This is a genomic window from Paenibacillus sinensis, from assembly GCF_019904155.1.
GTDB classification, from domain to species: Bacteria; Bacillota; Bacilli; order Paenibacillales; family Paenibacillaceae; genus Paenibacillus_AQ; species Paenibacillus_AQ sinensis.
Genome location: NZ_JAHCMB010000009.1, coordinates 1 through 20,878, shown reverse-complemented (window position 1 = coordinate 20,878; position 20,878 = coordinate 1). Strand labels below are relative to the sequence as shown.

Sequence of the window (20,878 nt, the reverse complement as noted above, 5' to 3'; positions counted from 1 at the left end):
CAATGAAATGGAACAGTATCCGCACCAAGCTTATCGTCTTTTTGCTGCTTCCCACCCTCGTTTTTACCATAGCTACCATGTTCATCAGCTATTCCTATACCACCAAATCGCTGAGAACACGGGCCGTGGATGAGAACAAAAATCTGCTCTTCCAAGGCTACCGCAACATCGACAGCCTGATCGGGGAACTGAACCGCAGCTCCCTGCTTGTCTATTCCGACTCGGAGTTCTATCGGCTGATGGAGGCCGGGTATGACGATATGGCTGCAGATATCCGTATCTACGCCTTCCTTAACTACATCTCTACCTCCATGCCGGATATCACCCAGGTGTACCTGTACGGGGTTAAAGACCAAAAAGCGACCCTGGTTACGCAGGCAACGCCAAAGCGCTGGCAGGACGCCTCTCCTTATCCGGCCTCACGGATCAAGGGAACGGAGCCTTTTGCCGTGCAGAGCACCCATATGAGCCATATCTATGGACTATCCGCTCCGTTCCCCGAATTCCGAAATGAGGCGGTGTTCACCATTCACCGCAGAATTGAGCAGATACCGTCGACGAGGCCCCTTGGCTATTTGTCCATCGATGTGAAGCTGTCTGCCCTGACGGAAATCGTAGAACAGCTCTACGACCGCGAGAAAGAACGCATTTACCTGATCGACGATACCGGACAAATTGTGTATGCCAACCAGACAGAGTCGTTCGGAACCAAGCTTGATGCGGAGTGGTACAGCAAACAGATCGCGGGAAAGGACGCAGAGCAAGGCTTTTTCGAGCAGGACAACGCCGTATTTATTTACCAGCGGATCAACAGCCCGGGCCTGAACTGGACACTGGTCAAGCAGATTCCGGTATCCTACCTGTTCCGTGAAGCGAATGAAGCGGTATTTATCAATATGATGCTGCTGGGATTGCTGCTGATCCTGATCACCAGTGTCATCATTCTGATCTCCTTCCGGATCACGGCCCCGATCAAGCAGCTGGCGCGGTATATGAATCAGGTGCAGACCGGCAATCTCAACATTGACATCCGGCCGGGCGGCAAAGATGAAATCGGCTTTGTAACCGAACGCTTTCGCAGCATGATGGATACGATCAACAACTTGATTTTGCGGGAATACCGGCTGGAGCTGTCCAACAGAACCAATGAGCTGCGGGCGCTCCAGGCCCAGATTAACCCCCATTTCCTGAACAACACGCTGCAGATCATCGGGACGCTGGCGCTCGAACTGAAGGTCCCGCAGATCTACGCCCTGCTCTCGGCTCTGGCCAAAATGATGCGCTACAGCATGTACAATGATGAGAAAATCGTAACCGTCAGGGACGAATTCGAGCATGTCAAGGCATATCTGGAGCTTCAGAGAGAGCGCTTTGAAAACAATTTCACTTTTCGTTACCATATGGAGGAGGATATTGCGGAAGCGGCCATGCCCAAAATGATCCTCCAGCCCATAGTGGAGAATTACTTCAAGCACGGATTCAACCGTTCGATGTCCGGCGGGATCATTGAATTGAACGCCGCGAGAATCGGCATGGGCCGCATGGCAATTACGATCTGGAATAATGGCAAGCCCATCCCGCCCGAACGATTGGAAAGGCTGAGACAGGAACTGGAGTCTCCCACGGAGAGCATGCAGGATCGCGCCGCAGCTCCCCAACGGTTGGATGCACCGGGCTCCGGCATCGGTCTCGCCAATGTTCTCGCCAGATTAAGACTGGTATGCGGCGACAGCGCCTCGTTAACGGTAAGCAGCAGCTCCGAAGGGGTAATGGTGCGGCTTGAAATTGAAATCAGCACGGAGAGTGAACAGGAATGATAGCGTTGATAGTGGATGACGAGTCCAGAGTAAGGAAGGCAGTAAGGCTGCTCGTGGACTGGGGATCGCATGGAATTACCGAAATTATGGAGGCGGGCAGCGGCAGCGAGGCTATCGAGCTGATTCGCAGCCACAGACCCATGCTGGTCATCATGGACATGATGATGGATTTCGGCAGCGGGCTGGAGTTGATGGCCTGGGTCAGCGAACATGCAGGGAGCACCAAATTCATCGTAGTAAGCGGACATGACGACTTTGACTTCGTCCGCAACGCCGTCCGCCATGGCGGCATCGATTATATCCTGAAGCCCATTGAGCCGGAAGCGATTAACACGGCTGTAGCCAAGGCGGTGGCCGCCTGGAAAGAGGAAGAGGAGGAGCGAAGCACGCTGCGCCAGCAGAACATCGCTCTGAATGAAATCAAGCCGGTATACGGTGAGCGGCTTCTGTCGGCGCTTATCGACGATTCCGCCAACGCGGAAGCCTCCCTGCGCCGGCTTCGTCGGGAAGGCATCATTCCTGATCGCGTACAGGCTTCGCGCCTGCTCGTTCTGCAGACGGACCCGGAGAATCATTCGCTGCTGAAGCGGTTCGGCAAAGACCGCGAGCTGCTGCTGTACGCCGTCTTGAATATTTGCAATGATTTCCTGCAGACGGGGAGAACCGGCATCGCCTTTCGCTACTGGGGGACGCCCTGGGAAATCGTAATTATGCTGTGGGATGAGCAGGCTGACGTTCCCGAATTGGTGGAAAATATCAACGCCGGGCTGTTCCAGACGCTGCAGTGCAGGATGCATTTCGGCATAAGCCGCCCGGGCAACCTTCCCATGGATTTAAAATCACAGCTGACGGAGGCTGCCTCCGCCCTTCAGCGGCGAAATCTGCTGCATACCGAGCAGTACTGCCATTTTGCTCCCGGAGCAGCTGTGGCGCCCCTGCCATCCAGGAACGGCTCCTACACCGCGACCTCATTCGCCGATGTCGAGGAAGAATGGGATGTCGCCGTCAAGAGCGGCCGGTCCGAGCTGATGTCGCAGGCTGCCGGACACTGGGTCGATCTGCTGAGCCGCAGCGGCGGCGTGACGCCCGAAATGCTGAATGTCTGGAAGACGGATATTTTGCATTTTCGTACCCGTATCGTCCGGGAGACGCTGGGAGATCAGTCGGAAGAGGCGCTGGCTTCCCTGGAGCAGGCAGACAAGGCTGCGCCTTCGCCTCCCGTTATCGGTTATTCGTTCTCGATGTATGCTTGGCGGGATTGGTCATTCAGTCTGATGCAGAATCTTGCGGAGAAGCTCGCCGCCAAGGGAGCGGCTGAGAGCGGTGTCATGGGAGATATTGTGAAGTATCTGGAGCAGAACTATCAGACGGACTTGTCTTTGCAGGAGGTTGCCGGGAAATTCTTCGTCAGCCGTGAATACGTCTCCCGCCGGTTCAAGCAGGAATTCGGCATCAATTTCACCGACTATATCGGGAACTACCGGATTGATAAATCCAAGCTGCTGATGCAGAACCCCCATCTCACACTGTCGCAAATCTCGGAGATGGTCGGGTTCCACGATGTCAAATATTTCAGCAAAGTATTCAAAAAACGGGAAGGCATCACCCCGAAGGAATACCGGTCAAGTCTGGAGGTATGACTTTAATTAATACCAATCGAGGAAGGCTTGAGCGACAGCTGCGCCCGCCAGACCGTTCGGATGAGGATCATCCTTACCGCTCATGTACCCGGGGCGAATCCGGTTCTCTTCCGGCGCCGGCATTGCCAGTACGGCGGCGATATCGAAGATTCGGTCCGCCCCTTCGGGCGGCGTCTCCCTGATGATCCGGTTAACCTCCCGATAGTAGGCTTCGCGTTCCCCTGTGAAGTTGAATGGAGGAACCGTTCCGAGGATAATTCGCGCTCCCGGCTGACGCCGCTTGATTCCGTCGATGACGCTCTTCAGATCACCCAGCAGTTCATCCGCCGTCCGGCAGCCGATATCGAGATCATTGACACCGAGGACAATGACAATCTCATCGCCTTCCGCCGCTTTGTCCAGCCAGCCCTTCCCCGCCGAAGCGTCATAGGATCTCGCCCAGCCTGAGCCAAGATTCCAGACTCCATAATCCGGCCCCAGCCCCTCCGCGATCCGCGCCGCCCAGAACTCATAGCGGTCTCTCGCCGTCCGGACACCCTGCGTGATCGAATCGCCAAAGAACACCAGATTTCGGGATACCTTCTTCCGGTATCCGATAAAGCTCGGCAGCATCTGAAGATTATCGGTCGGCTTGAACGAAGCCGCTCCGCTATCCGCCGCCCGGTTGCCTGGCGCTTCATACGCGGAAGCCAGATTCTGCTCCACGTTATAGGGAACAGACTTGCCGGGCTTCGTTGCCGTGATCGTCCAGGTGAATGCCAGAAAATGACCCTCTGGCAGCTCCAGATCCACCTCATCGCTCCAGAACTTTTCGCCGGGAGCCACGTTTTTTACCGGAACGCCGTTAAAAGTAATGGGCATCTGCGAGTTCTCCGCAACTCCCCCATCGGGATTGGTGCCGCCGTCCGCCACATAAGCCGCTTCAATTCTCCACTCTCCGCCGGGTTCTCCGCCTACGGATTCCTTGCCCTGATCCCAGGTGGAATCCACGCTGTTGCCATGCCAAAATTTCAAATGCAGCGGCCCCGTCTCTCTGACACGGACATACGTCCGGAACGTTCGGGTAAAGGCCGCTTCCCGATTCATTATATAATTCGCCGCGCTGGAAAGAACGGTCGCCGGGGCATAGCCCTGACGCAGAATATTCGCAGGCTGTTCAATATGCGTCATGATCTTTCATCCTTCCAAATTATAGAGTATCGATAAATCAAGGGCAGTCACTGCGGATTGCATTCCAAAGAGGAACCGGAGTATGATCCGGTTCCTCTTGGCTGCCTGTTAGCAGGCGTATCCTTGCCTTGCGGCGCTCGCTAACCGTTAATTCAATTCGATAGTGAACGTTACGGACGAAGATCCCGCGTTCACTTGTACGGCGCCTTCAGCAAGCTGTGCGCCCTTCACGGATGCGATCGTTCCGAGATCATGCGGCTCCAGGCTGAACGCCTTGCCGCTGCCTTCCGCGCTGACCGTGATCGTCTTGCCTTCCCGCGAAGCCGTTACGCGCAGCTCAGGTGCGCCTTTAATGTCGCGAACCGTAGCGGAAGTCGAAGCTCCGTCCTCCAGTGCGTACAGGCCAAACTTCACGCCGTCTGCGAAGTCGTAATCCGGACGGTTGTCGACGCTTCCCCGTGCCAGCAGCGTGTTCGGACGAACGAACAGCGGCAGGCTCTTGAAGTCGTAGGTTTCCTTGCGCCAAGCTCCGCCGTCCACGGTTTCCCCCGTCAGCAGATGCGTCCAGCGACCTTTAGGCAGGTAGTACTTCACTTCGCCGCTCTCCTGGAAGACCGGCGCAACCAACAGCGATTCGCCGAGCATATACTGGCGGTCCAGCAATTCGGCTGCGGGATCATCCGGGAATTCCATAATCATGGCACGCATCGATGCCCAGCCATTCTCGTGAGCCTGACCGGCTACATCGTACAGGTAAGGCATGAGGCTGCATTTCAGCTTCGTGAAGAAGCGGGTTACATCCACTGCTTCATCATCATACGCCCACGGCACGCGGTACGAGCTGCTGCCGTGCAGGCGGCTGTGGCTGGAGAGCAGGCCGAAGGCCAGCCAGCGCTTGAATACGTGAACCGGAGCCGTGTTCTCGAAGCCGCCGATGTCATGGCTCCAGAAGCCGAAGCCCGACAGACCGAGGGACAGGCCGCCGCGAAGCGATTCGGCCATCGATTCATAGTCGGCGTAGCAGTCGCCGCCCCAGTGAACCGGGAACTGCTGGCCGCCGGCGGTAGCGGAACGGGCGAATACGGCCGCTTCGTCCTTGCCGAGCTTCTCTTCCAGAACGCCGAATACCACCTTGTTATAGAGATGCGTATAGTAGTTGTGCATTTTCAGCGGATCGGAGCCGTCGAAGTACACGACATCGGTCGGAATGCGCTCGCCGAAGTCGGTCTTGAAGCTGTCCACGCCCATATCGACCAGTTGACGCAGGTAACCTGCATACCATTCACAAGCGTCCGGGTTGGTGAAGTCGACAAGAGCCATTCCCGGCTGCCACAGGTTCCACTGCCAGACGTCGCCGTTCGGCTTCTTCACCAGATAACCGTTCTTCTTGCCTTCCTCGAACAGGCGGGAGCGCTGGCCGATGTAGGAGTTGATCCAGACGCAAATCTTCAGGCCTTTCTCTTTCAGGCGCTTCAGCATGCCTGCCGGGTCCGGGAATACCCGCTCATCCCACATGAAGTCGGTCCACTGGAACTCGCGCATCCAGAAGCAGTCGAAGTGGAATACATGCAGCGGCAGATCGCGTTCCGCCATGCCATCCACGAACGAGCTTACCGTCGCTTCGTCATAGTTGGTGGTGAACGACGTCGTCAGCCACAGGCCGAACGTCCACGCAGGCGGCAGCGCGGGCTTGCCGGTCAGCGATGTATATTTGGAGATTACATCCTTCGGCGTCGGACCGTCGATGACATAATACTGCAGGCTTTCGCCGGCGACGCTGAACTGCGCTTTCTTCACTTTTTCCGAGGCGATTTCGTACGAGACCAGCTCCGGATGATTCACGAATACGCCGTAGCCGTTGCTTGTCAGATAGAACGGGATGTTCTTGTACGCCTGCTCCGAGCTGGTGCCGCCATCCTTGTTCCAGATATCGACCACTTGACCGTTCTTGACAAAAGCAGTGAAGCGCTCGCCCAGGCCGTAGACCCATTCGCCCACGCCGAGGTCCAGCTCTTCGCGCATATAGGTGCTTCCGTCCGGACCGTTAACATGTGCCATCGATTTATATCCGCTGCCTGTAATGCGCTCTTCGCCGCGGTAGAAATCAACGGACCACTGCGCGCCCTTGTTAATGACAACGCTGAGGCTGCCGCTGGTCATTACGGTCTTCTCGTCAGTCTCTTCAATCGTCACATGGTCGCCGTTGCCCTCGTTAAGCTCGAATACGGGACCGCGTTCCAGCACGCCGTCGAAATGAACGAGCTTCACGCCGATCACACCCGGAAGCGGGGAATGGAATTTCATTGTCAAAAGCGTAGTATTGATCATATCTCCGCGGCCCCGAAGCGGGGTTGTCGAAGCGTAAGCTGTCAGCCCGTTGCCAGTCTTGTCCACTGCATAGGCCTGTACCGCTGTATCCAGAGTATAGCCCTCGCGGACCAGCCAGTTGCCGTCTGTAAATTTCATGAGAGAATGTCCACCTTTCGGTTGGTAATATCGGGCCGCCGTCATCCAGTGCAATCATTTTCGAGTATAGGCTTATCACGCAGACGATTATCTGTATACCGGAGGTCCCGTTGAAGGTTTGCTTTTGCTTACAATTGCATTATACTGATTATGAAAGCGTAAAACTAATATAATACAGCTATTTTATAGCACTATTTTGATGATCAACTCAATAAAATTGGCAAGGAGGAGAATTATGGACAAAACGGCGCAGCGGCTTCTGAAGGAGGATCGCGTTCACGGAGACAATCTGTTTCCGCTGGCCGCCTACTGGATTGAGCTGCCGGGCGGAGAGCAGGTGCTGGACACCCACTGGCATGTTGAAGCCGAGTTCTTTCTGCTGCTGGAGGGTGAGATCCAGTTTCAGGTTGATACGGACTCCTTTCCCCTTCGGGCCGGCGAAGCCGTCTTCATCGATCCGGGCGATATTCATTCGGCCTATTCACTGAATCATGAACCGTGCCGGTTCTGCGCGCTTGTCTTCCACCCTGATCTTCTGCAGAGCGCCCAATACGATGCGATTCAACAAAAGGTGATCGTCCCGCTCCTTGAGAGACGCCAGACCTTCCCGCGCGTGCTCTCACCCGGTTCTCCCTGGCAGCGGGAGATGCTTGTGCTTCTGGACGGCATGATGGAAGCCTATGCGGAACAGAGGCCAGGCTGCGAAGTGTTCATGAAGGCTTCGCTGCTAATGATGCTCTCTTATCTTGCGGTCGAGGAGCGCCCCTCCAACCGGAGCCAGTCGGACGACGCCGACACCACCAAGGTCACCCGGCTGAAAAAAGTCATCCAGCACATCCAGGAGCATTACCGCGAACCAATCCGCATTCAGGAGCTGGCGGAGCTCATTCCGATGAGCGAAGGCCAGTTCTGCCGGTTCTTCAAGTCGATGACCCGCAAGACGCCGGTCGATTACATCAACTCCTACCGGGTGCGTCAAGCTGCGGATTTGCTCCGGCAGACGGAACGCAAAATATCCGACATCGCACTCGATGTAGGATTCGATAATGTGAGCTATTTTATTAAAGTATTCCGCAAAACGATGAAATGTACGCCATCGGAATTCCGCAAGGGGCGTGAGCCGGAGTCCCGGCAGCCGGCAGCCATGTCTGCGGATATGTGAAACCGGGATTACGGCAGTCAACGCCAAGAAGCGGCGGGCTTGGAATGTAAGCCGCCGCTTGCCGAATCGCGGATGCGGAAGCATCCATACAAAGTTGGAAATCGTTGAGTTGACAGGCGTAACCGCATTGATTACCCTAGCCGAACCGTTTGCGGTATCCGCACCGGCGGCACAGGTCCTCGACCGCCTCCCGCCGGGAGAAGCCGCATACGAGGTTGTTCGCCCGCTCGCCCTTCACGATTTCGGAGAACGGGGTCTCATGAACATTGCCGAGGTTGATGACGCCCTCTCCGTCCAGACAGCAGGGCACCACCGTTCCATCTACCAGCACGGCGGCCTGGGTTCGCAGCGCATGGCAGAAGCCTGTGCCGTCGTCTTCCGGCGCGCTCATGCTGGGCCACTGAAACTCGTGGTCCTGATGAAGAAAGATGCGCTCGGCGATCTTAATGCTGCTTCCGGGCATGATCTTCTCTTCGATCCGGTAGTCCAGGCCGAACGCTTCTTCCAGCACGGACAGCGTCGCCCGGTTCCGGCTCCGCTGCAGGTTCGTCAGATTATCCGGTGTCAGATTCCACAGCCGGAAGGAAATATAGACGCCCTGCAAGGCGGCCTCCTTGGCGAACTCGATGATCTGCCGCAGGTAACCTTCGCGATCCTCCGAGCCTTCGTGGCCGTCGAAGCTGTGCAGTGAGAAATTCATCTGCCGCAGCGCCGGCTTGCCTTGAATCTTGGGACCCGCCTTGCGGATCAGCGTTCCATTGGTCGTAATGTTGACCTTGAAGCCTTTCGCATCGGCGGTGTCCAGCAGCTCGTGGATTCTCGGATGAAGCAGAGGCTCGCCCTTCACATGCAAATAGACATGGGAAGTATGCGGCTTGATCTGATCCAGAATCATGCCGAACGTGTCCCTGTCCATGAACTTGGCCGCTCGTTCCGTCGGCGGGCAGAAGCTGCATGCCAGATTGCAGACGCTTGTAATCTCGATGTATACCTTCTTAAATGTCTTCAAGCATCGCTCCCGCTTTCTTTTACCACTGATCCGAAGCGTATTTCAGTCCGATTTGTTTGCGCGCCTCTTCCATAATCTCCGCTGTCGCCAGCGAGTTGGCATGGGAATTGACGGCGCTCTCCCGTTCGCCCGATTTCAGCAGACTGATAAACTCCTGTGCTTCATAATACATGGACTCAAAGACCTGGGGAACGGTAATCTCTTCGACGATGCCGTCCCGGTAGCGAATCTTCACCTCATACGGATGATTGATCTTATCGATCACCATCGTTCCGTTCTCCCCCTGAATTTCGGCGGGAAGGTACGACTCGGTGATCTTCGAATACAGGACAACGGCGTCCATATCGTCATACCGCATAATCACGCTGCCCTCGCCGTCTACGCCGGAGGACAGCATCACTCCCGTAGCCTTGACCGTATCCGGCTTGCCGAACAGGGTGACCATGGGATACAGACAATAAATACCGAGATCCATCAGAGCGCCGTTCGAGAACTCAGGCTTGAAGGCGTTCATCACCTTTCCTTGCAGAAAGGCGTCATACCGAGAGGAGTACTGACAGTATCCCGCAAAATAGCGGCGAATCCGGCCGAGCTTGTACAGGTTCTCCCGGATGACCCGGAAATTCGGCACAAGCGTCGATTTCATCGCTTCCATAAACAGCACGTCATGGCGGCGCGCCGTCTCGATCATGCGCTTCATCTCGGCGCCGTTGGAAGCTGCCGGCTTCTCGCACAGCACATGCTTGCCGTGGGTCATAAGGCAAATCGCCTGCTCGGCATGCAGGGAATTCGGGCTCGCGATATAGACGGCATCAATCTCGTCGCTTTGTGCCATTCGCTGCAGATCCGTATAGACGGTGGCGCCGGCATATTTGGCGGCGAATGACCTGCCTTTCTCTTCGGTGCGGGAATACACGGCAGTCAGCAGAAAATCTTCATTCTCCAATCCCGACTCCAGAAAACGGTCGGTAATCCAGTTGGTTCCGATTACGCCAAAACGAATCGTCATGCAGTGATCTCTCCCCTTATCCAAAGCCTGATTAGACTTATATGTAGAACTCTTCCAGCTGACGGGTGATTTCCGCCTTGTCGTGCTCTACTACGGTCATATGCTGCGGCAGCGCAGCGAGGCCGGCGATCTGCGGCGGGAATTCCTGCGCGATCTTCAGCAGGGAAATGGCTTCGTCGAACTTGGCCGGATGGGCGGTTGCGAACGTGATGCAGACCTCACCCGAACCGTTATGAGCTTCATAAGCGGCAACGCCGCAGGCGGTATGCGGATCAAGCAGGTAGCCGGCCTCGGACTGGTATTTGCCGATGATGTTCAGGCATTCGTCATTCTTGACGCCAAGCGCGGAGAAATCGGACTGAACCTGCTCCAGCAGCTGCCCGTCCACATTAATGGCTCCCTCGCTTGCCAGCTTGGACATGTAGCTGTTCACAGCAGTTGAATCCTCGCCCGTCAGATAATACAGATAGCGCTCGAAGTTGCTGGCGACCTGAATGTCCATCGAAGGGCTGTGCGTGCTCTTGAAACCTCCGGGCTTGTACTCTCCCGTCTTGACGAAGCGCTCCAGAATGTTGTTCTCGTTCGTGGCGATAATCAGCTTGCCGATCGGCAGACCCATTTTCTTCGCCAGATAGCCCGAGAAGATGTTGCCGAAGTTGCCGGAAGGCACGCTGATGTTAACCGTCTTGCCCTGCACCGCTTGCGGCAGCTTCAGTACGGCATAGAAATAATAAACCGTCTGGGCCAGAATCCGCACAAAATTGATCGAATTGATCGCCCGCAGATGGTATTTGCTCTTGAACTCCAGATCGGCGAACAGCTCCTTGATCACCTTCTGGCAGTCGTCAAAATTTCCTTGAACCGACAGATTCAGCACGTTGGCGTCGTCAACCGTCGTCATCTGCAGCTCCTGCACCTTGCTGACCTTGTTATGGGGATGCAGAATGCAGATTTTGATGCCTTCCTTGCCGCGCACGCCGGCGATTGCCGCCGCTCCCGTATCGCCTGAGGTAGCACCGAGAATATGAATGATCTCGCCGCGGACTCTCGAAATATAGGAATACAGTTCGCCCATGAACTGCAGCGCCACATCCTTGAACGCAAATGTCGGGCCGTGGAACAGCTCCAGAATATACAGCGAGTCGCTGATCTCCTTGAGCGGCGTCACCTCGGGATGGCGGAATGTGCTGTAGCTCCGCTCCACCATTTCCTTGAGATCCCCGTCCGGAATCTCCCCGTTGGTATAATAGGAGAAAATCTTCAGGAACAGCTCCTGAAAGCTCAAGTTCCGCCATTCCTCCAGCGTCGCCGAAGATACGGACGGAATGACGTCCGGAATCATGAGTCCCCCGTCGTCCGCCAGTCCCATCAGGACCGTATCGATAAAACCTTTCGGTTCAACCTTGCCTCTTGTACTGATATATTGCATGCTCTACCCCCTGAATATCGCGCTTTCGCATTTACCATCTATATTAGCACGTTTATGCGCTAAAGTCCGGTGATTTCCGCACGGTTTTTGCACCGGTTCGAGCTTTTTCATCGCTATTCTACAGATCCTGCTTCTGCAGCTCTTTCCAGACGGTCTTGTTGCTGTATTTCTTCTCCACGCTGACATCCTCGCCGAACCAATCGGGAGCCTGAAAAGCCTGGCATTCCTCCAACGACTGGAATTCCACCTCGATGACAGTCAGCTTCAACTGCGCGTAGATATCGATTTCCACAGTCACACCGTTCATATCGGCGGTAATCCGCTCCTTGATCAGCGGCACCGCATGGACCGCATCTATCATCTGCTTGTAGAGTCCCTGCGAAATTTCATACTCCACTTCCTCACGGCTGACGCCAAGCCCATTCTTGAAGGTATGCGTATAATGTACGTCTCCCGAATTCAGGTCCGCGAGCTTGCGTACCCGCAGCTCCTGCGGCCCGTCAATCGCCAGGTAGGTCTGTTCGATGCGCTGACGGCTCAGGATGCGAAGAAGTCCTTCATCTACGAGCCGCTGCGGGAACTCCGGAAGCAGAAATTTGCGTTCAATCTCCATTGCCATCTGCGGTCTCTCCTTTTTAAGTGAATATGTCGAAATCAATACGTGTTTGCCCGCCTAAACGGGTATTATATCCTAATAGAAGCGGGGTTCGCCAGGCTAATAAATTGTAAAATGACAGGGATAGGAAGTCAATCACGGCTAAAGTTTGTTAAAATAGAGAAAACGGCGCCCCTGTGCGCCAGTCCAACATATACGGAGGCAACTTTTGTGGATTATATCATTCTGGATATTGAATTTAACGGCCGCAAGTTCGCAAGCGAGCATCCCATGGAGGTTATCGAAATCGGCGCCGTGCGCCTGGATGCCTCTCTTCGTCAGGTTGACGAATACACCTCGCTGATCAAGCCGGTCTATTTCTCCACCTTAAACTCTTTTATTAAGAAGAAGACGGGCATTCCCCAGGAAGAAATCGATATTGCTCCCCGCTTCCCCAAAGTGATATCCGCATTCCGGCGCTGGCTGGACCAGAGCGGGGACGGCGTGCTGCTGCTGACCTGGGGCGGAGAGGACATGAAGCGGATTATTCAGGATACGCGCATGCATAAGCTGGACGATACCTACTGGATGACTACGCCTTATTACGATCTGTTGAAGGGCCTTCTCCGGGCAAAAGGTCTAAAAAACGACGTCAGCGTGGAAGGAGCCCTGCAGCTGTTGGAGCTTGAACCCGCGGGTTCCGCCCACCGTGCGCTTGGCGACGCCCGTATGACGGCCGAAATCTTCCGTGCGGTATTCGAAGAGCTTGATCTGGACCAGGTGAAATACTATCAGGACACCTTCTCCAACGCGCGGGAACGCAAGACGGTCAAAATCGCGATCAAGGCGATGCGGGGCCAGAAAATAACACCGACCTGGGATCTCGTCAGGGAGCATTATTTTGACGGCAAAATCCCGCTGGACGATCCCCGCAAAGCAGAAGAGCTGGAGCAGTATTTCGTCACGGAAATGGCCAAGACTCCCGTTCCTGCCGTCCATACGGAGAGGCCGCTCCGTACCAACCAGCCTGTTCGAAACGAATAGACCGCATAAAGAACGCTCATGACAAACCGCGCAGCTATCCATCCCTGTATTTGAAAAAAAGTCCCCGCCATATGTTGACCTTTACGCTGCGTAAAGGTGTACATTGGTTGTGCGAGGGAGGTGCCCGTCACGGAATACACAGTGCAAAAGCTCGCCAGACTGGCGGGAATCAGCGCGCGCACGCTGCGATATTACGATGAATTCGGCATATTGAAGCCGGCGAGGCTGAGCTCCTCCGGCTACCGGATTTACGGCCCGGCCGAGGTGGATCTGCTGCAGCAGATTTTGTTCTACCGGGAGCTCGGGCTCGGGCTGGAGGACATCAAAGCTATCGTCACTTCTCCCTCGTTCGACGCCGCATCCGCGCTGCGGGATCACCACAGCCGGCTGTTGGAGAGAAGAACGCAGCTCGACCGTCTGATCCGCAGTGTGGAGATGACGCTTGCCGAGCGGGAAGGAAGGATATCGATGAGCGACAGCGAGAAATTTGAAGGGTTCAAGCAGGATAGAATCAAGGAGAACGAGCAGAAATACGGCGAGGAGGTCCGCGCCAAATATGGCGACGAAGCCGCCGACCGGTCGAACGCGGCGTTCGCCAAGTTGACCAAGGAAGAGTTCGAGACCCTGCAGAAGGTCGAGGAGGATATGTTCGCGGCCCTGGCCGAAGGCATGGCGGAGAGCGATCCCGCCGGACCGGCCGCGCAGCGGGCCGCAGGGCTGCACCGCCAGTGGCTGACCGCCCACTGGGGTCAGTACTCGCCGGAGGCCCATGCCGGAGTCGCCACAATGTATGTGGACGATGAGCGCTTCACGGCCTACTACGACAAGCGTGGACCGGGAATCGCCCGGTTCCTCCGCGATGCCGTGCTGATCTATACGGCCGGTCAGACTAAGTAAGTAGCACAGTAGCGCACATGGATGCCGGATTAACAAAGGCAGAGACGCAGGGGATAGTCCCTGCGCCTCTTTTTTTCGGCGGCATATGATCTCTCCCCCGGAATGCGATCTGCGTTCTCTTCTTCGGCCAGCCCGCTCAGGGCCGCCGCAGGACGCTCAGCATGCTCATCGTTTTTGCCGATCCTCATTCCTGCTGGTCCTCATGCTGGTCCTCACTTCTGAGCGGTTTACTCCGCGTGACCCGCTCTCGCCCTCTCCTCCATTTGTCTGTACAGCCGGATTTTATCCTCTACCTTCTCCATATCCTCCTTCAATCTCTCCAGCTGCCGTCTCACTCTCTCCTGATGAGCCTCCAGCATCAGCCGCCGCTTTGTTACAGTCGAATCTCCCTCGCTGCGCAAATCGGAATACCGCTTCATCTCCTGAATCGGCATATCCATGTCCCGCAGCAGCCTCAGAAACCGCACCCATTCCACATCGCGCTCCGTATAGCTGCGGTAGCCCTGGGCATCCCTGGAGACCGGGGCAAGCAGTCCGGCCTTCTCGTAATATCTCAGGGTATGGGCGGTAAGTCCCGTGAGCTCCGACATCTCCCGAATATTCAATATCTTGTTCATTCCCTTATTTTATCACAAAGAGGGGGTTGCTTTAGAGCGCGCTCTAAGCAGTAAGCTGATTTCCGAGACACAGCGCAAGCTGTTATAAGGGAGGAAACATTTATGAGCAGACAACGTTATGAACAGGGCTGGGAGAAGCTGATGGAAATCGACGGGGAAGGCGGACAGCGGGTTATCGAATCGCTGAAGGAGATCGCCCCCGATCTCGGAAGCTATGTCGTGGAGTTCGCCTTTGGCGACATCTACTCACGCGGAGGTCTGGATTTGAAATCCCGCCAGTTGATTACCCTTGCGTCCCTGCTGACACAGGGAGGCTGTGAGCCACAGCTCACCGTGCATCTGAATGCCGCGCTGAATGTCGGTTTAACCCCTCACGAAATTGTCGAAGGGATTATGCATTGCGTGCCCTATACGGGCTTTCCACGGGTACTGAACGCTATATTGACCGCCAAGACCGTCTTTCAAGAGCGCGGGGTGATCGTGTCAGAAGTAGCCGCTCAGGAGTGAGCGTTCGAGAACTGAGCGACCAGGGCGTGTGCAGTCAAGGTATGAGCAGGCGAGGAACAGAGTAGGCGAGATATGAGCAATCGAGGCCCGAACAGTCGAGGACTTGAGCTACCAAGACATAACCAATAAAGGCTAAAGGCTGACCCGCAATGCAGCGGCTCAGCCTTCGGCAAATTCCTTACTGACCGGGAATCCTTGCTTCCCTATCTTTTTTCATCTCGATCTTGTTCATTCCGATCCTCTATTACAAATTCCGGTGCATCAGCTCCAGCAGATCCCGGAGCTCGGCAGCCGGCAGTTGTCCCGGCGCGGACGCTGCCTTCGCTGAACCGAAGGTCAGCGCGGAGCCGAACAATTCGCCGGCCAGTCGGCTGATGATCCCCTTGCCGGCCATCGACATGGTAATAATCGGCCGGTCCGCGAACTGTTCATGCATGATGCGCGTCGCATCGAGCAGGGTCAGCACATCTCCGGCATGGAGCGGCATTACCGCGATTTTCGGCAGATCGCCGCCCAGCTCCTGCATTTTCCGGAGTCGTGCAACAATCACCTCTTTCGGCGGCGTCTTGTGAAAATCATGATTGGATACCACGACGCGGACACCGCGTTCATGGGCCCATTCAATCAAAGGCGTCACAATATCGTCTCCGGCGAAGAGCTCCACATCAATCAGATCGGTCATGCCGCTCTCTGCGGCAGTCCGGTTCAGCTCGGCGTAATACTCGTCAGAAATCTCCCGTTCGCCGCCCTCCCGGGCGCTTCGGAACGTGAAAATCAGCGGAATATCGGGAACCGCTCTCCGTATGCCGGCAAGCGCCGACAGAACGGCTTCCAGATTTTCGACCTCTGCAAAGAAGTCAGTTCTCCACTCCGCCACATCCGCTCCCAGCGTCAGCAGCGCCTCCGCTTCCCGTATCAATTCTTTGGCCGTCGCCCCAACCAACGGGATGCATATTTTGGGCATTCCTTCTCCTATGACAACATCCTTCACAGTAACCGTGCCGGCCATTCCCTTCACTCCTTGAACGTTCTTTCGGTGCTTCTCCCTCTACGGTAACGCATATTGCCCGGAAGCGCCAGCGCAGAGTTCTTCAGACCATTGACGAGACAGGGGTCATCCGGACTGCTGCCGGGGCATGGTTCCAGACCATTGCCCGGAATCCGGTTCATCCTGACTGTTGCCCGGACGCAAGTGAAATTCTACTGACGATTAGTAAGTGAAATTTTTCACATATTATGCTGGTTGAAAATGGTATGCTTAAATTCATTCCTCTTTCATTTCATGATTATCCTTCAGCAAGGAGGGCACCACGTTGAATTTGAAGCATCTTCAATACTTCCGCGTAATCGCCGAATTGGAACATATTACCCAGGCCGCAGCCCGGTTATCCATCACTCAACCCAGCCTTAGCCATGCCGTATCCGAATTGGAACGGGAGCTGGGAACCACCCTCTTCGAGAAGCAGGGACGCAATATCCGTCTGACCAAATACGGAAAGCTGTTCCTCGAATATGTGAACCGTGCTTTGGAGGAACTGGATAAGGGTGAGAAAATGATGCGCGAGCTCGCTGACCCTTGTGGCGGAAGAATTGATCTGGCCTTTACCTATGCGCTCGGAAGCCAATTTATCCCTCAGCTTGTCCAGACCTTCTCCGCAGAGGAGGCTAACCGGAAAATTGCGCTCTCCTTTCACGAAGGAAATGCCAAGCGCCTGCTCCAGGGTTTGAAGGAGGACCGGTTCGATCTCGTATTCTGCACCAATGAGGAACGTGATCCGGAGATCGAGTTCATTCCGCTGCTGGAACAAGAGCTGGTGCTTGTCACACCGCTCGAACACCCGCTGGCTGCATACGACAGCGTTAACCTCAAGGAAACTGAAGCTTATCCCTATATCTCGTTCAGCTCCCGGAACGGTATGCGCCAGGTGATTGACACTCTGTGCGACAAGGCCCGCATCAAACCGAGAATCGCCTGTGAAATCGAGGAGGAGAACGCGGCGGCCGGACTCGTCTCGGCAGGCTGCGGCATCACGATCCTCCCCCGCAGCGCCATGCTGGATCACTACAAGGTCAAGACCTTGCCCATCACCCATCCGATCTACCGCCGGTATATCTGTATGGCCCAGGTCAAGAACCGGTATCTCTCTCCGGCTGCCACTCAGCTACGGGATTTCGCCGTCGCGAAATTTGGAAGCATCCCGGAGCCGGAGGCGTTTATGCAGGTTTAAGCCTTATCAGACTTTGGCTCGTTCCCGTAGAAACCGCTCGGTCTCCTCGCGGTCAGGCAGAGAGGGAATCGCACCCTCCCTGCCTACGGTCAGAGCCCCTACAGCGTTCGCGAACCCTACCGCTTCGCGCAGGGTGACCCCCTTCGCCAGCTGTACCGCAAGCGCTCCATTAAAAGAATCCCCGGCCGCCACCGTATCCACCACCTTGGCCGGGTAGCCTGCAATAATCTCAGCTCCCTCTTCGGTCACAACTAGGGCACCCTTGGAGCCCAGCGTTACGATAACGTGACGGGCTCCCCTGCCAAGCAGAATCCGGGCGGCCTTCTCGGCCTCTTCCGGGTTCTGTACCGGCACGCCCGCCATCAGGGCAACCTCGGTTTCATTTGGCGTCAGGTACGTTATATAAGGCAGAATCTCTTGACCGATCTCTTGAGCCGGAGCGGGATTCAAAATGACCGGCACGCCATGCTTATGAGCCAAGACCGCAGCTTTCACCGTCATGTTATAATCGCTCTCCAACTGAAGCACGACCAGATCTGCGACCGTGATAAGCTCTTCCATCCCCTCCAGATCTCCAGCGGACAGCTCCAAATTGGCTCCTGGAACAATGAGAATACGATTCTCCCCGCTCTCCTCTACAACGATTGAAGCAACTCCTGTAGGCAGGCTTGTGCTTGTCCGCAAATATTGCGTATGTATGCCTTCCTGTTCCATAATGCCGCGAAGCTCGCGGCCAAAAGCATCGTCTCCCACTGTGCCCGCCATCGTAACGTCACCGCCCAGCCTTGCCGCCGCAACCGCCTGATTGGCGCCTTTCCCGCCAGGGCTGAGCGTAAAGCTCCTGCCCATCAGCGTCTCCCCCGCCTGCGGAGCCCGGTCTGTCCGTACCACCATATCCATATTCAAGCTGCCGATTACCAGAATGCCCATAGTCACCCTCGTTTCTGTTCTTGACTTCCGCTGTCCGTCTTAGGCTGATGGCCCACACTCCACACATATTCGGAATGATCTTTATATTATAGGGCATATTATAGGCCGAAAGCGGCCTGAAGCGCCACTATCCGAAATGGACTGCATCGGCCGGTTTTTAGACTGCATATCACACTTGAAAATCCCAGCAATTAGAAAAAAAGAGTCTAATACTGTGCAAACGTTTCTATACACTATATCAGCAAGCGTTAACAACGACTTTTTTTCTATGTTTTTCCTCTAAAAATGTGCTAAAATAGCTTCGAAACTTAGTTTTTTCTGTGCAAACCATTTCATAACTTAGGAGGCCTGTTTGTGAGCGACAAGAAACTGCCGACAGTAGCGTATTTCAGTATGGAGTATGGTCTGGATTCCGATTTTAAGATGTATGCCGGAGGACTTGGTATTCTGGCGGGAGATTACATTAAAGGGGCCAAGGACATTGACGCGCCGATCGTCCCGATTGGCCTGAAATGGAAGCAAGGTTACACGGATCAGAAGATTGGAGACGACGGCAGGCCTTACGACTCTTACTACAACTACGTTTACGATTTTCTGGAAGATACGGGTGTAAGCGTTACCGTCAAAGTGCGTGAGACCAATGTAATCTGTAAAGTCTGGAAATGTGACCAGTTCGGCAACAACCCGCTTTATCTGCTTGACACCGATATTCCAGAGAACGGAGATGCGTGGATCACGGGACAGCTTTATGGCTGGTTCGGCGAGGAGCGTATCGCCCAGGAAATCGTGCTCGGCATTGGCGGCGTCAGAGCGATGCGCGCCCTCGGCATTGAGATCGATGTGTATCATTTCAACGAAGGCCATGCGGCGCTTGCGGCAACGGAGCTGATCCGCGAGAAGATGTGCGGAGGCAGCAGCTTCGAGGAAGCCTGGAAGGCTACCCGGGAAGAGGTCGTCTTCACCACTCATACCCCGATCAAAGAAGGGAACGAGGAGCATCCGCTGGGCCGTCTGGAATACATGGGAGCCTACAACGGCCTTACCCGTGACCAGATGGAGCGGATAGGCGGAAGCCCGTTCAATATGACGGTTGCCGGCCTGCGGCTTGCCCGTATTTCCAACGGCGTGGCCAAGCTGCATGGAGAGACTTCCAACCTGATGTGGAAGGAAGTTGCCGGCAGATCGCCCATCATTGCCATTACTAACGCCATTCATACGCCTACGTGGGTGGACGAGCGCATCACAGCCGCTTATGAACAGAACGGCGATCTATGGGCCACTCATATGGAGATCAAGCAGGAGCTCCTGTCCTTTATTGAGAAGCGTACTAGCATAAGCTTGAATCCGGACAACCTGCTGATCGGTTTCTCCCGTCGGGCGGCGCCTTATAAGCGCAGCGATTTGATTTTTTCGCGTCCGGACCTTATCGAGCCTTACCTGGAGGACGGCAAGATCCAGATCGTCTTCTCCGGTAAAGCCCATCCTCTGGACGATACCGGCAAAAAAATCGTCACCAACCTGGTATCCATGATGAAAAAGTATCCCAAGAGCGTCGTCTTCCTGGAGAACTATGATATGACGATCGGGGCGAAGCTGACCCGGGGATCGGACATCTGGCTGAACAACCCGCGCAGACCGCTGGAAGCCAGCGGCACCTCCGGCATGAAAGCAGCCATGAACGGCGTTCTCAACTGCTCCATTCTGGACGGCTGGTGGCCGGAAGCGTGCATTGACGGCGAGAACGGCTGGCAGATTGGGGACGGCTTCCAAACGAAGGACTTCGAGGAGCTGGACCGCCATGACAGTGATGCCTTGTACGACACCCTGCTGAATCGCGTTCTTCCCGTCTACTACGATAATCGGAGCAAGTGGGTAGAGATGATGCGCAAGAGCATTGAGACGACCCGCACGGAATTCGCCACCAAACGGATGCTGGAAGAATACTACGACCTGATGTACATCAAGGGCTGAAGCCTTTTAGACCTTAATTCATACCCTACTAAACCCAAAGCGTGCCGGATTTCCGGCCGCTTTTTTTCTACGTCTATCCATTTAACGAACAAACGCGTTGTTCAAGCATAGCTAAATATTACTGAGGCTCTCGTCGAAACCGGAGCCGTTTCGTTCCTTCAAGCAGTCGGGACTCCCATTGACGCCGTTCCTGAAGTAGGTTTCATAAGAAATCTGCTGAAGTCAGTGCTGCACATTCTCTTGCATCAAGGTATCCTCTACCCAAATCACAAACTCACCAAAAATAGCCAAAAGGAGAATGACTCAGGTTGAAATCTTTCTGTGTTATGAAAAATTAAATAATTGATAATATCAGCTAGGTTGAGCCTTAAGTGCTAACTAAATAAA

At 55.0% G+C, this 20,878-nt stretch carries 18 protein-coding genes; 8 read left to right on the top strand and 10 right to left on the bottom strand.

Annotation, left to right across the window (positions count from 1 at the left end):
* The first annotated feature begins 2 nt into the window (after positions 1–2).
* On the top strand, positions 3–1,817 hold the full coding sequence (locus KIH86_RS00460) for a cache domain-containing sensor histidine kinase (protein WP_223082943.1): 1,815 nt from the start codon (positions 3–5) through the stop codon (positions 1,815–1,817).
* Complete coding sequence (locus KIH86_RS00455) at positions 1,814–3,457, top strand: response regulator transcription factor (protein WP_223082944.1); 1,644 nt, start codon at positions 1,814–1,816, stop codon at positions 3,455–3,457. Before KIH86_RS00460 ends, KIH86_RS00455 begins: the two co-directional genes overlap by 4 nt.
* Positions 3,458–3,463: 6 nt before the next feature.
* Here KIH86_RS00455 and KIH86_RS00450 read toward each other — a convergent pair whose 3' ends face one another.
* Both KIH86_RS00450 and yicI read right to left on the bottom strand, forming a co-directional pair.
* On the bottom strand, positions 3,464–4,627 hold the full coding sequence (locus KIH86_RS00450) for an SGNH/GDSL hydrolase family protein (RefSeq protein ID WP_235775204.1): 1,164 nt from the start codon (positions 4,625–4,627) through the stop codon (positions 3,464–3,466).
* Between the two features lie 147 nt (positions 4,628–4,774).
* On the bottom strand, positions 4,775–7,093 hold the full coding sequence (gene yicI, locus KIH86_RS00445) for an alpha-xylosidase (RefSeq protein WP_223082945.1): 2,319 nt from the start codon (positions 7,091–7,093) through the stop codon (positions 4,775–4,777).
* 235 nt (positions 7,094–7,328) lie between these two features.
* On the opposite strand from yicI, the gene KIH86_RS00440 reads away from it, so the two are divergent.
* Positions 7,329–8,255: an AraC family transcriptional regulator gene (locus KIH86_RS00440; protein ID WP_223082946.1), complete on the top strand. Its 927-nt coding sequence runs from the start codon at positions 7,329–7,331 to the stop codon at positions 8,253–8,255.
* A 136-nt stretch (positions 8,256–8,391) separates the two neighbouring features.
* Here KIH86_RS00440 and KIH86_RS00435 read toward each other — a convergent pair whose 3' ends face one another.
* The 4 genes from KIH86_RS00435 to KIH86_RS00420 all read right to left on the bottom strand — a co-directional run bounded on the left by KIH86_RS00435 (position 8,392) and on the right by KIH86_RS00420 (position 12,321).
* A complete protein-coding gene (locus tag KIH86_RS00435; protein ID WP_223082947.1) occupies positions 8,392–9,264 on the bottom strand; it encodes a radical SAM/SPASM domain-containing protein in 873 nt (290 codons plus the stop codon).
* Between the two features lie 19 nt (positions 9,265–9,283).
* Positions 9,284–10,273 carry a Gfo/Idh/MocA family protein gene (locus tag KIH86_RS00430; RefSeq protein ID WP_223082948.1) on the bottom strand — a complete coding sequence of 330 codons (990 nt, stop codon included), beginning with the start codon at positions 10,271–10,273 and terminating at the stop codon, positions 9,284–9,286.
* A gap of 37 nt (positions 10,274–10,310) precedes the next feature.
* Positions 10,311–11,702, bottom strand: coding sequence for a threonine synthase (gene thrC, locus KIH86_RS00425; protein WP_223082949.1), 1,392 nt, complete (start codon positions 11,700–11,702; stop codon positions 10,311–10,313).
* A gap of 118 nt (positions 11,703–11,820) precedes the next feature.
* A complete protein-coding gene (locus KIH86_RS00420; protein WP_223082950.1) occupies positions 11,821–12,321 on the bottom strand; it encodes a CYTH domain-containing protein in 501 nt (166 codons plus the stop codon).
* Between the two features lie 207 nt (positions 12,322–12,528).
* Between KIH86_RS00420 and KIH86_RS00415 the strand changes: the two genes are divergently transcribed.
* Together KIH86_RS00415 and KIH86_RS00410 are read left to right on the top strand one after the other, a co-directional pair.
* Positions 12,529–13,341: a 3'-5' exonuclease gene (locus KIH86_RS00415; protein WP_223082951.1), complete on the top strand. Its 813-nt coding sequence runs from the start codon at positions 12,529–12,531 to the stop codon at positions 13,339–13,341.
* A gap of 141 nt (positions 13,342–13,482) precedes the next feature.
* Complete coding sequence (locus KIH86_RS00410) at positions 13,483–14,238, top strand: MerR family transcriptional regulator (RefSeq protein ID WP_235775203.1); 756 nt, start codon at positions 13,483–13,485, stop codon at positions 14,236–14,238.
* 227 nt (positions 14,239–14,465) lie between these two features.
* Here the strand turns inward: KIH86_RS00410 and KIH86_RS00405 are convergent, their stop codons facing one another.
* On the bottom strand, positions 14,466–14,828 hold the full coding sequence (locus KIH86_RS00405; protein WP_223082967.1) for a MerR family transcriptional regulator: 363 nt from the start codon (positions 14,826–14,828) through the stop codon (positions 14,466–14,468).
* Positions 14,829–14,957: 129 nt separating this feature from the next.
* Between KIH86_RS00405 and KIH86_RS00400 the strand changes: the two genes are divergently transcribed.
* Complete coding sequence (locus KIH86_RS00400) at positions 14,958–15,362, top strand: carboxymuconolactone decarboxylase family protein (RefSeq protein ID WP_223082953.1); 405 nt, start codon at positions 14,958–14,960, stop codon at positions 15,360–15,362.
* Positions 15,363–15,606: 244 nt separating this feature from the next.
* On the opposite strand, the gene aroD is transcribed toward KIH86_RS00400, so the two are convergent.
* Both aroD and KIH86_RS00390 read right to left on the bottom strand, forming a co-directional pair.
* A complete protein-coding gene (gene aroD / locus KIH86_RS00395; RefSeq protein ID WP_223082954.1) occupies positions 15,607–16,371 on the bottom strand; it encodes a type I 3-dehydroquinate dehydratase in 765 nt (254 codons plus the stop codon).
* 5 nt (positions 16,372–16,376) lie between these two features.
* On the bottom strand, positions 16,377–16,532 hold the full coding sequence (locus tag KIH86_RS00390) for a hypothetical protein (protein WP_223082955.1): 156 nt from the start codon (positions 16,530–16,532) through the stop codon (positions 16,377–16,379).
* Positions 16,533–16,675: 143 nt separating this feature from the next.
* Here KIH86_RS00390 and KIH86_RS00385 point away from each other — a divergent pair, with 143 nt between their 5' ends.
* The gene (locus KIH86_RS00385; protein WP_223082956.1) at positions 16,676–17,590 is read left to right on the top strand and encodes a LysR family transcriptional regulator; all 915 of its coding nucleotides are present in this window, start codon (positions 16,676–16,678) and stop codon (positions 17,588–17,590) included.
* A gap of 6 nt (positions 17,591–17,596) precedes the next feature.
* Here the strand turns inward: KIH86_RS00385 and rbsK are convergent, their stop codons facing one another.
* Positions 17,597–18,520, bottom strand: coding sequence for a ribokinase (rbsK, locus tag KIH86_RS00380; RefSeq protein WP_223082957.1), 924 nt, complete (start codon positions 18,518–18,520; stop codon positions 17,597–17,599).
* A gap of 354 nt (positions 18,521–18,874) precedes the next feature.
* On the opposite strand from rbsK, the gene glgP reads away from it, so the two are divergent.
* Entirely contained in the window at positions 18,875–20,491 is a 1,617-nt protein-coding gene (gene glgP, locus KIH86_RS00375) for an alpha-glucan family phosphorylase (RefSeq protein WP_223082958.1), read from the top strand.
* The last annotated feature ends 387 nt before the right edge of the window (positions 20,492–20,878 follow it).

Coding starts and splice junctions, on each gene's coding strand:
- KIH86_RS00460 (WP_223082943.1), top strand. CDS start 3: ATGAAATGGAACAGTATCCGCACCAAGCTTATCGTCTTTTTGCTGCTT.
- KIH86_RS00455 (WP_223082944.1), top strand. CDS start 1,814: ATGATAGCGTTGATAGTGGATGACGAGTCCAGAGTAAGGAAGGCAGTA.
- KIH86_RS00450 (WP_235775204.1), bottom strand. CDS start 4,627: ATGACGCATATTGAACAGCCTGCGAATATTCTGCGTCAGGGCTATGCC.
- yicI (WP_223082945.1), bottom strand. CDS start 7,093: ATGAAATTTACAGACGGCAACTGGCTGGTCCGCGAGGGCTATACTCTG.
- KIH86_RS00440 (WP_223082946.1), top strand. CDS start 7,329: ATGGACAAAACGGCGCAGCGGCTTCTGAAGGAGGATCGCGTTCACGGA.
- KIH86_RS00430 (WP_223082948.1), bottom strand. CDS start 10,273: ATGACGATTCGTTTTGGCGTAATCGGAACCAACTGGATTACCGACCGT.
- thrC (WP_223082949.1), bottom strand. CDS start 11,702: ATGCAATATATCAGTACAAGAGGCAAGGTTGAACCGAAAGGTTTTATC.
- KIH86_RS00420 (WP_223082950.1), bottom strand. CDS start 12,321: ATGGCAATGGAGATTGAACGCAAATTTCTGCTTCCGGAGTTCCCGCAG.
- KIH86_RS00405 (WP_223082967.1), bottom strand. CDS start 14,828: ATGTCGGAGCTCACGGGACTTACCGCCCATACCCTGAGATATTACGAG.
- KIH86_RS00400 (WP_223082953.1), top strand. CDS start 14,958: ATGAGCAGACAACGTTATGAACAGGGCTGGGAGAAGCTGATGGAAATC.
- aroD (WP_223082954.1), bottom strand. CDS start 16,371: ATGGCCGGCACGGTTACTGTGAAGGATGTTGTCATAGGAGAAGGAATG.
- KIH86_RS00390 (WP_223082955.1), bottom strand. CDS start 16,532: ATGAACCGGATTCCGGGCAATGGTCTGGAACCATGCCCCGGCAGCAGT.
- rbsK (WP_223082957.1), bottom strand. CDS start 18,520: ATGGGCATTCTGGTAATCGGCAGCTTGAATATGGATATGGTGGTACGG.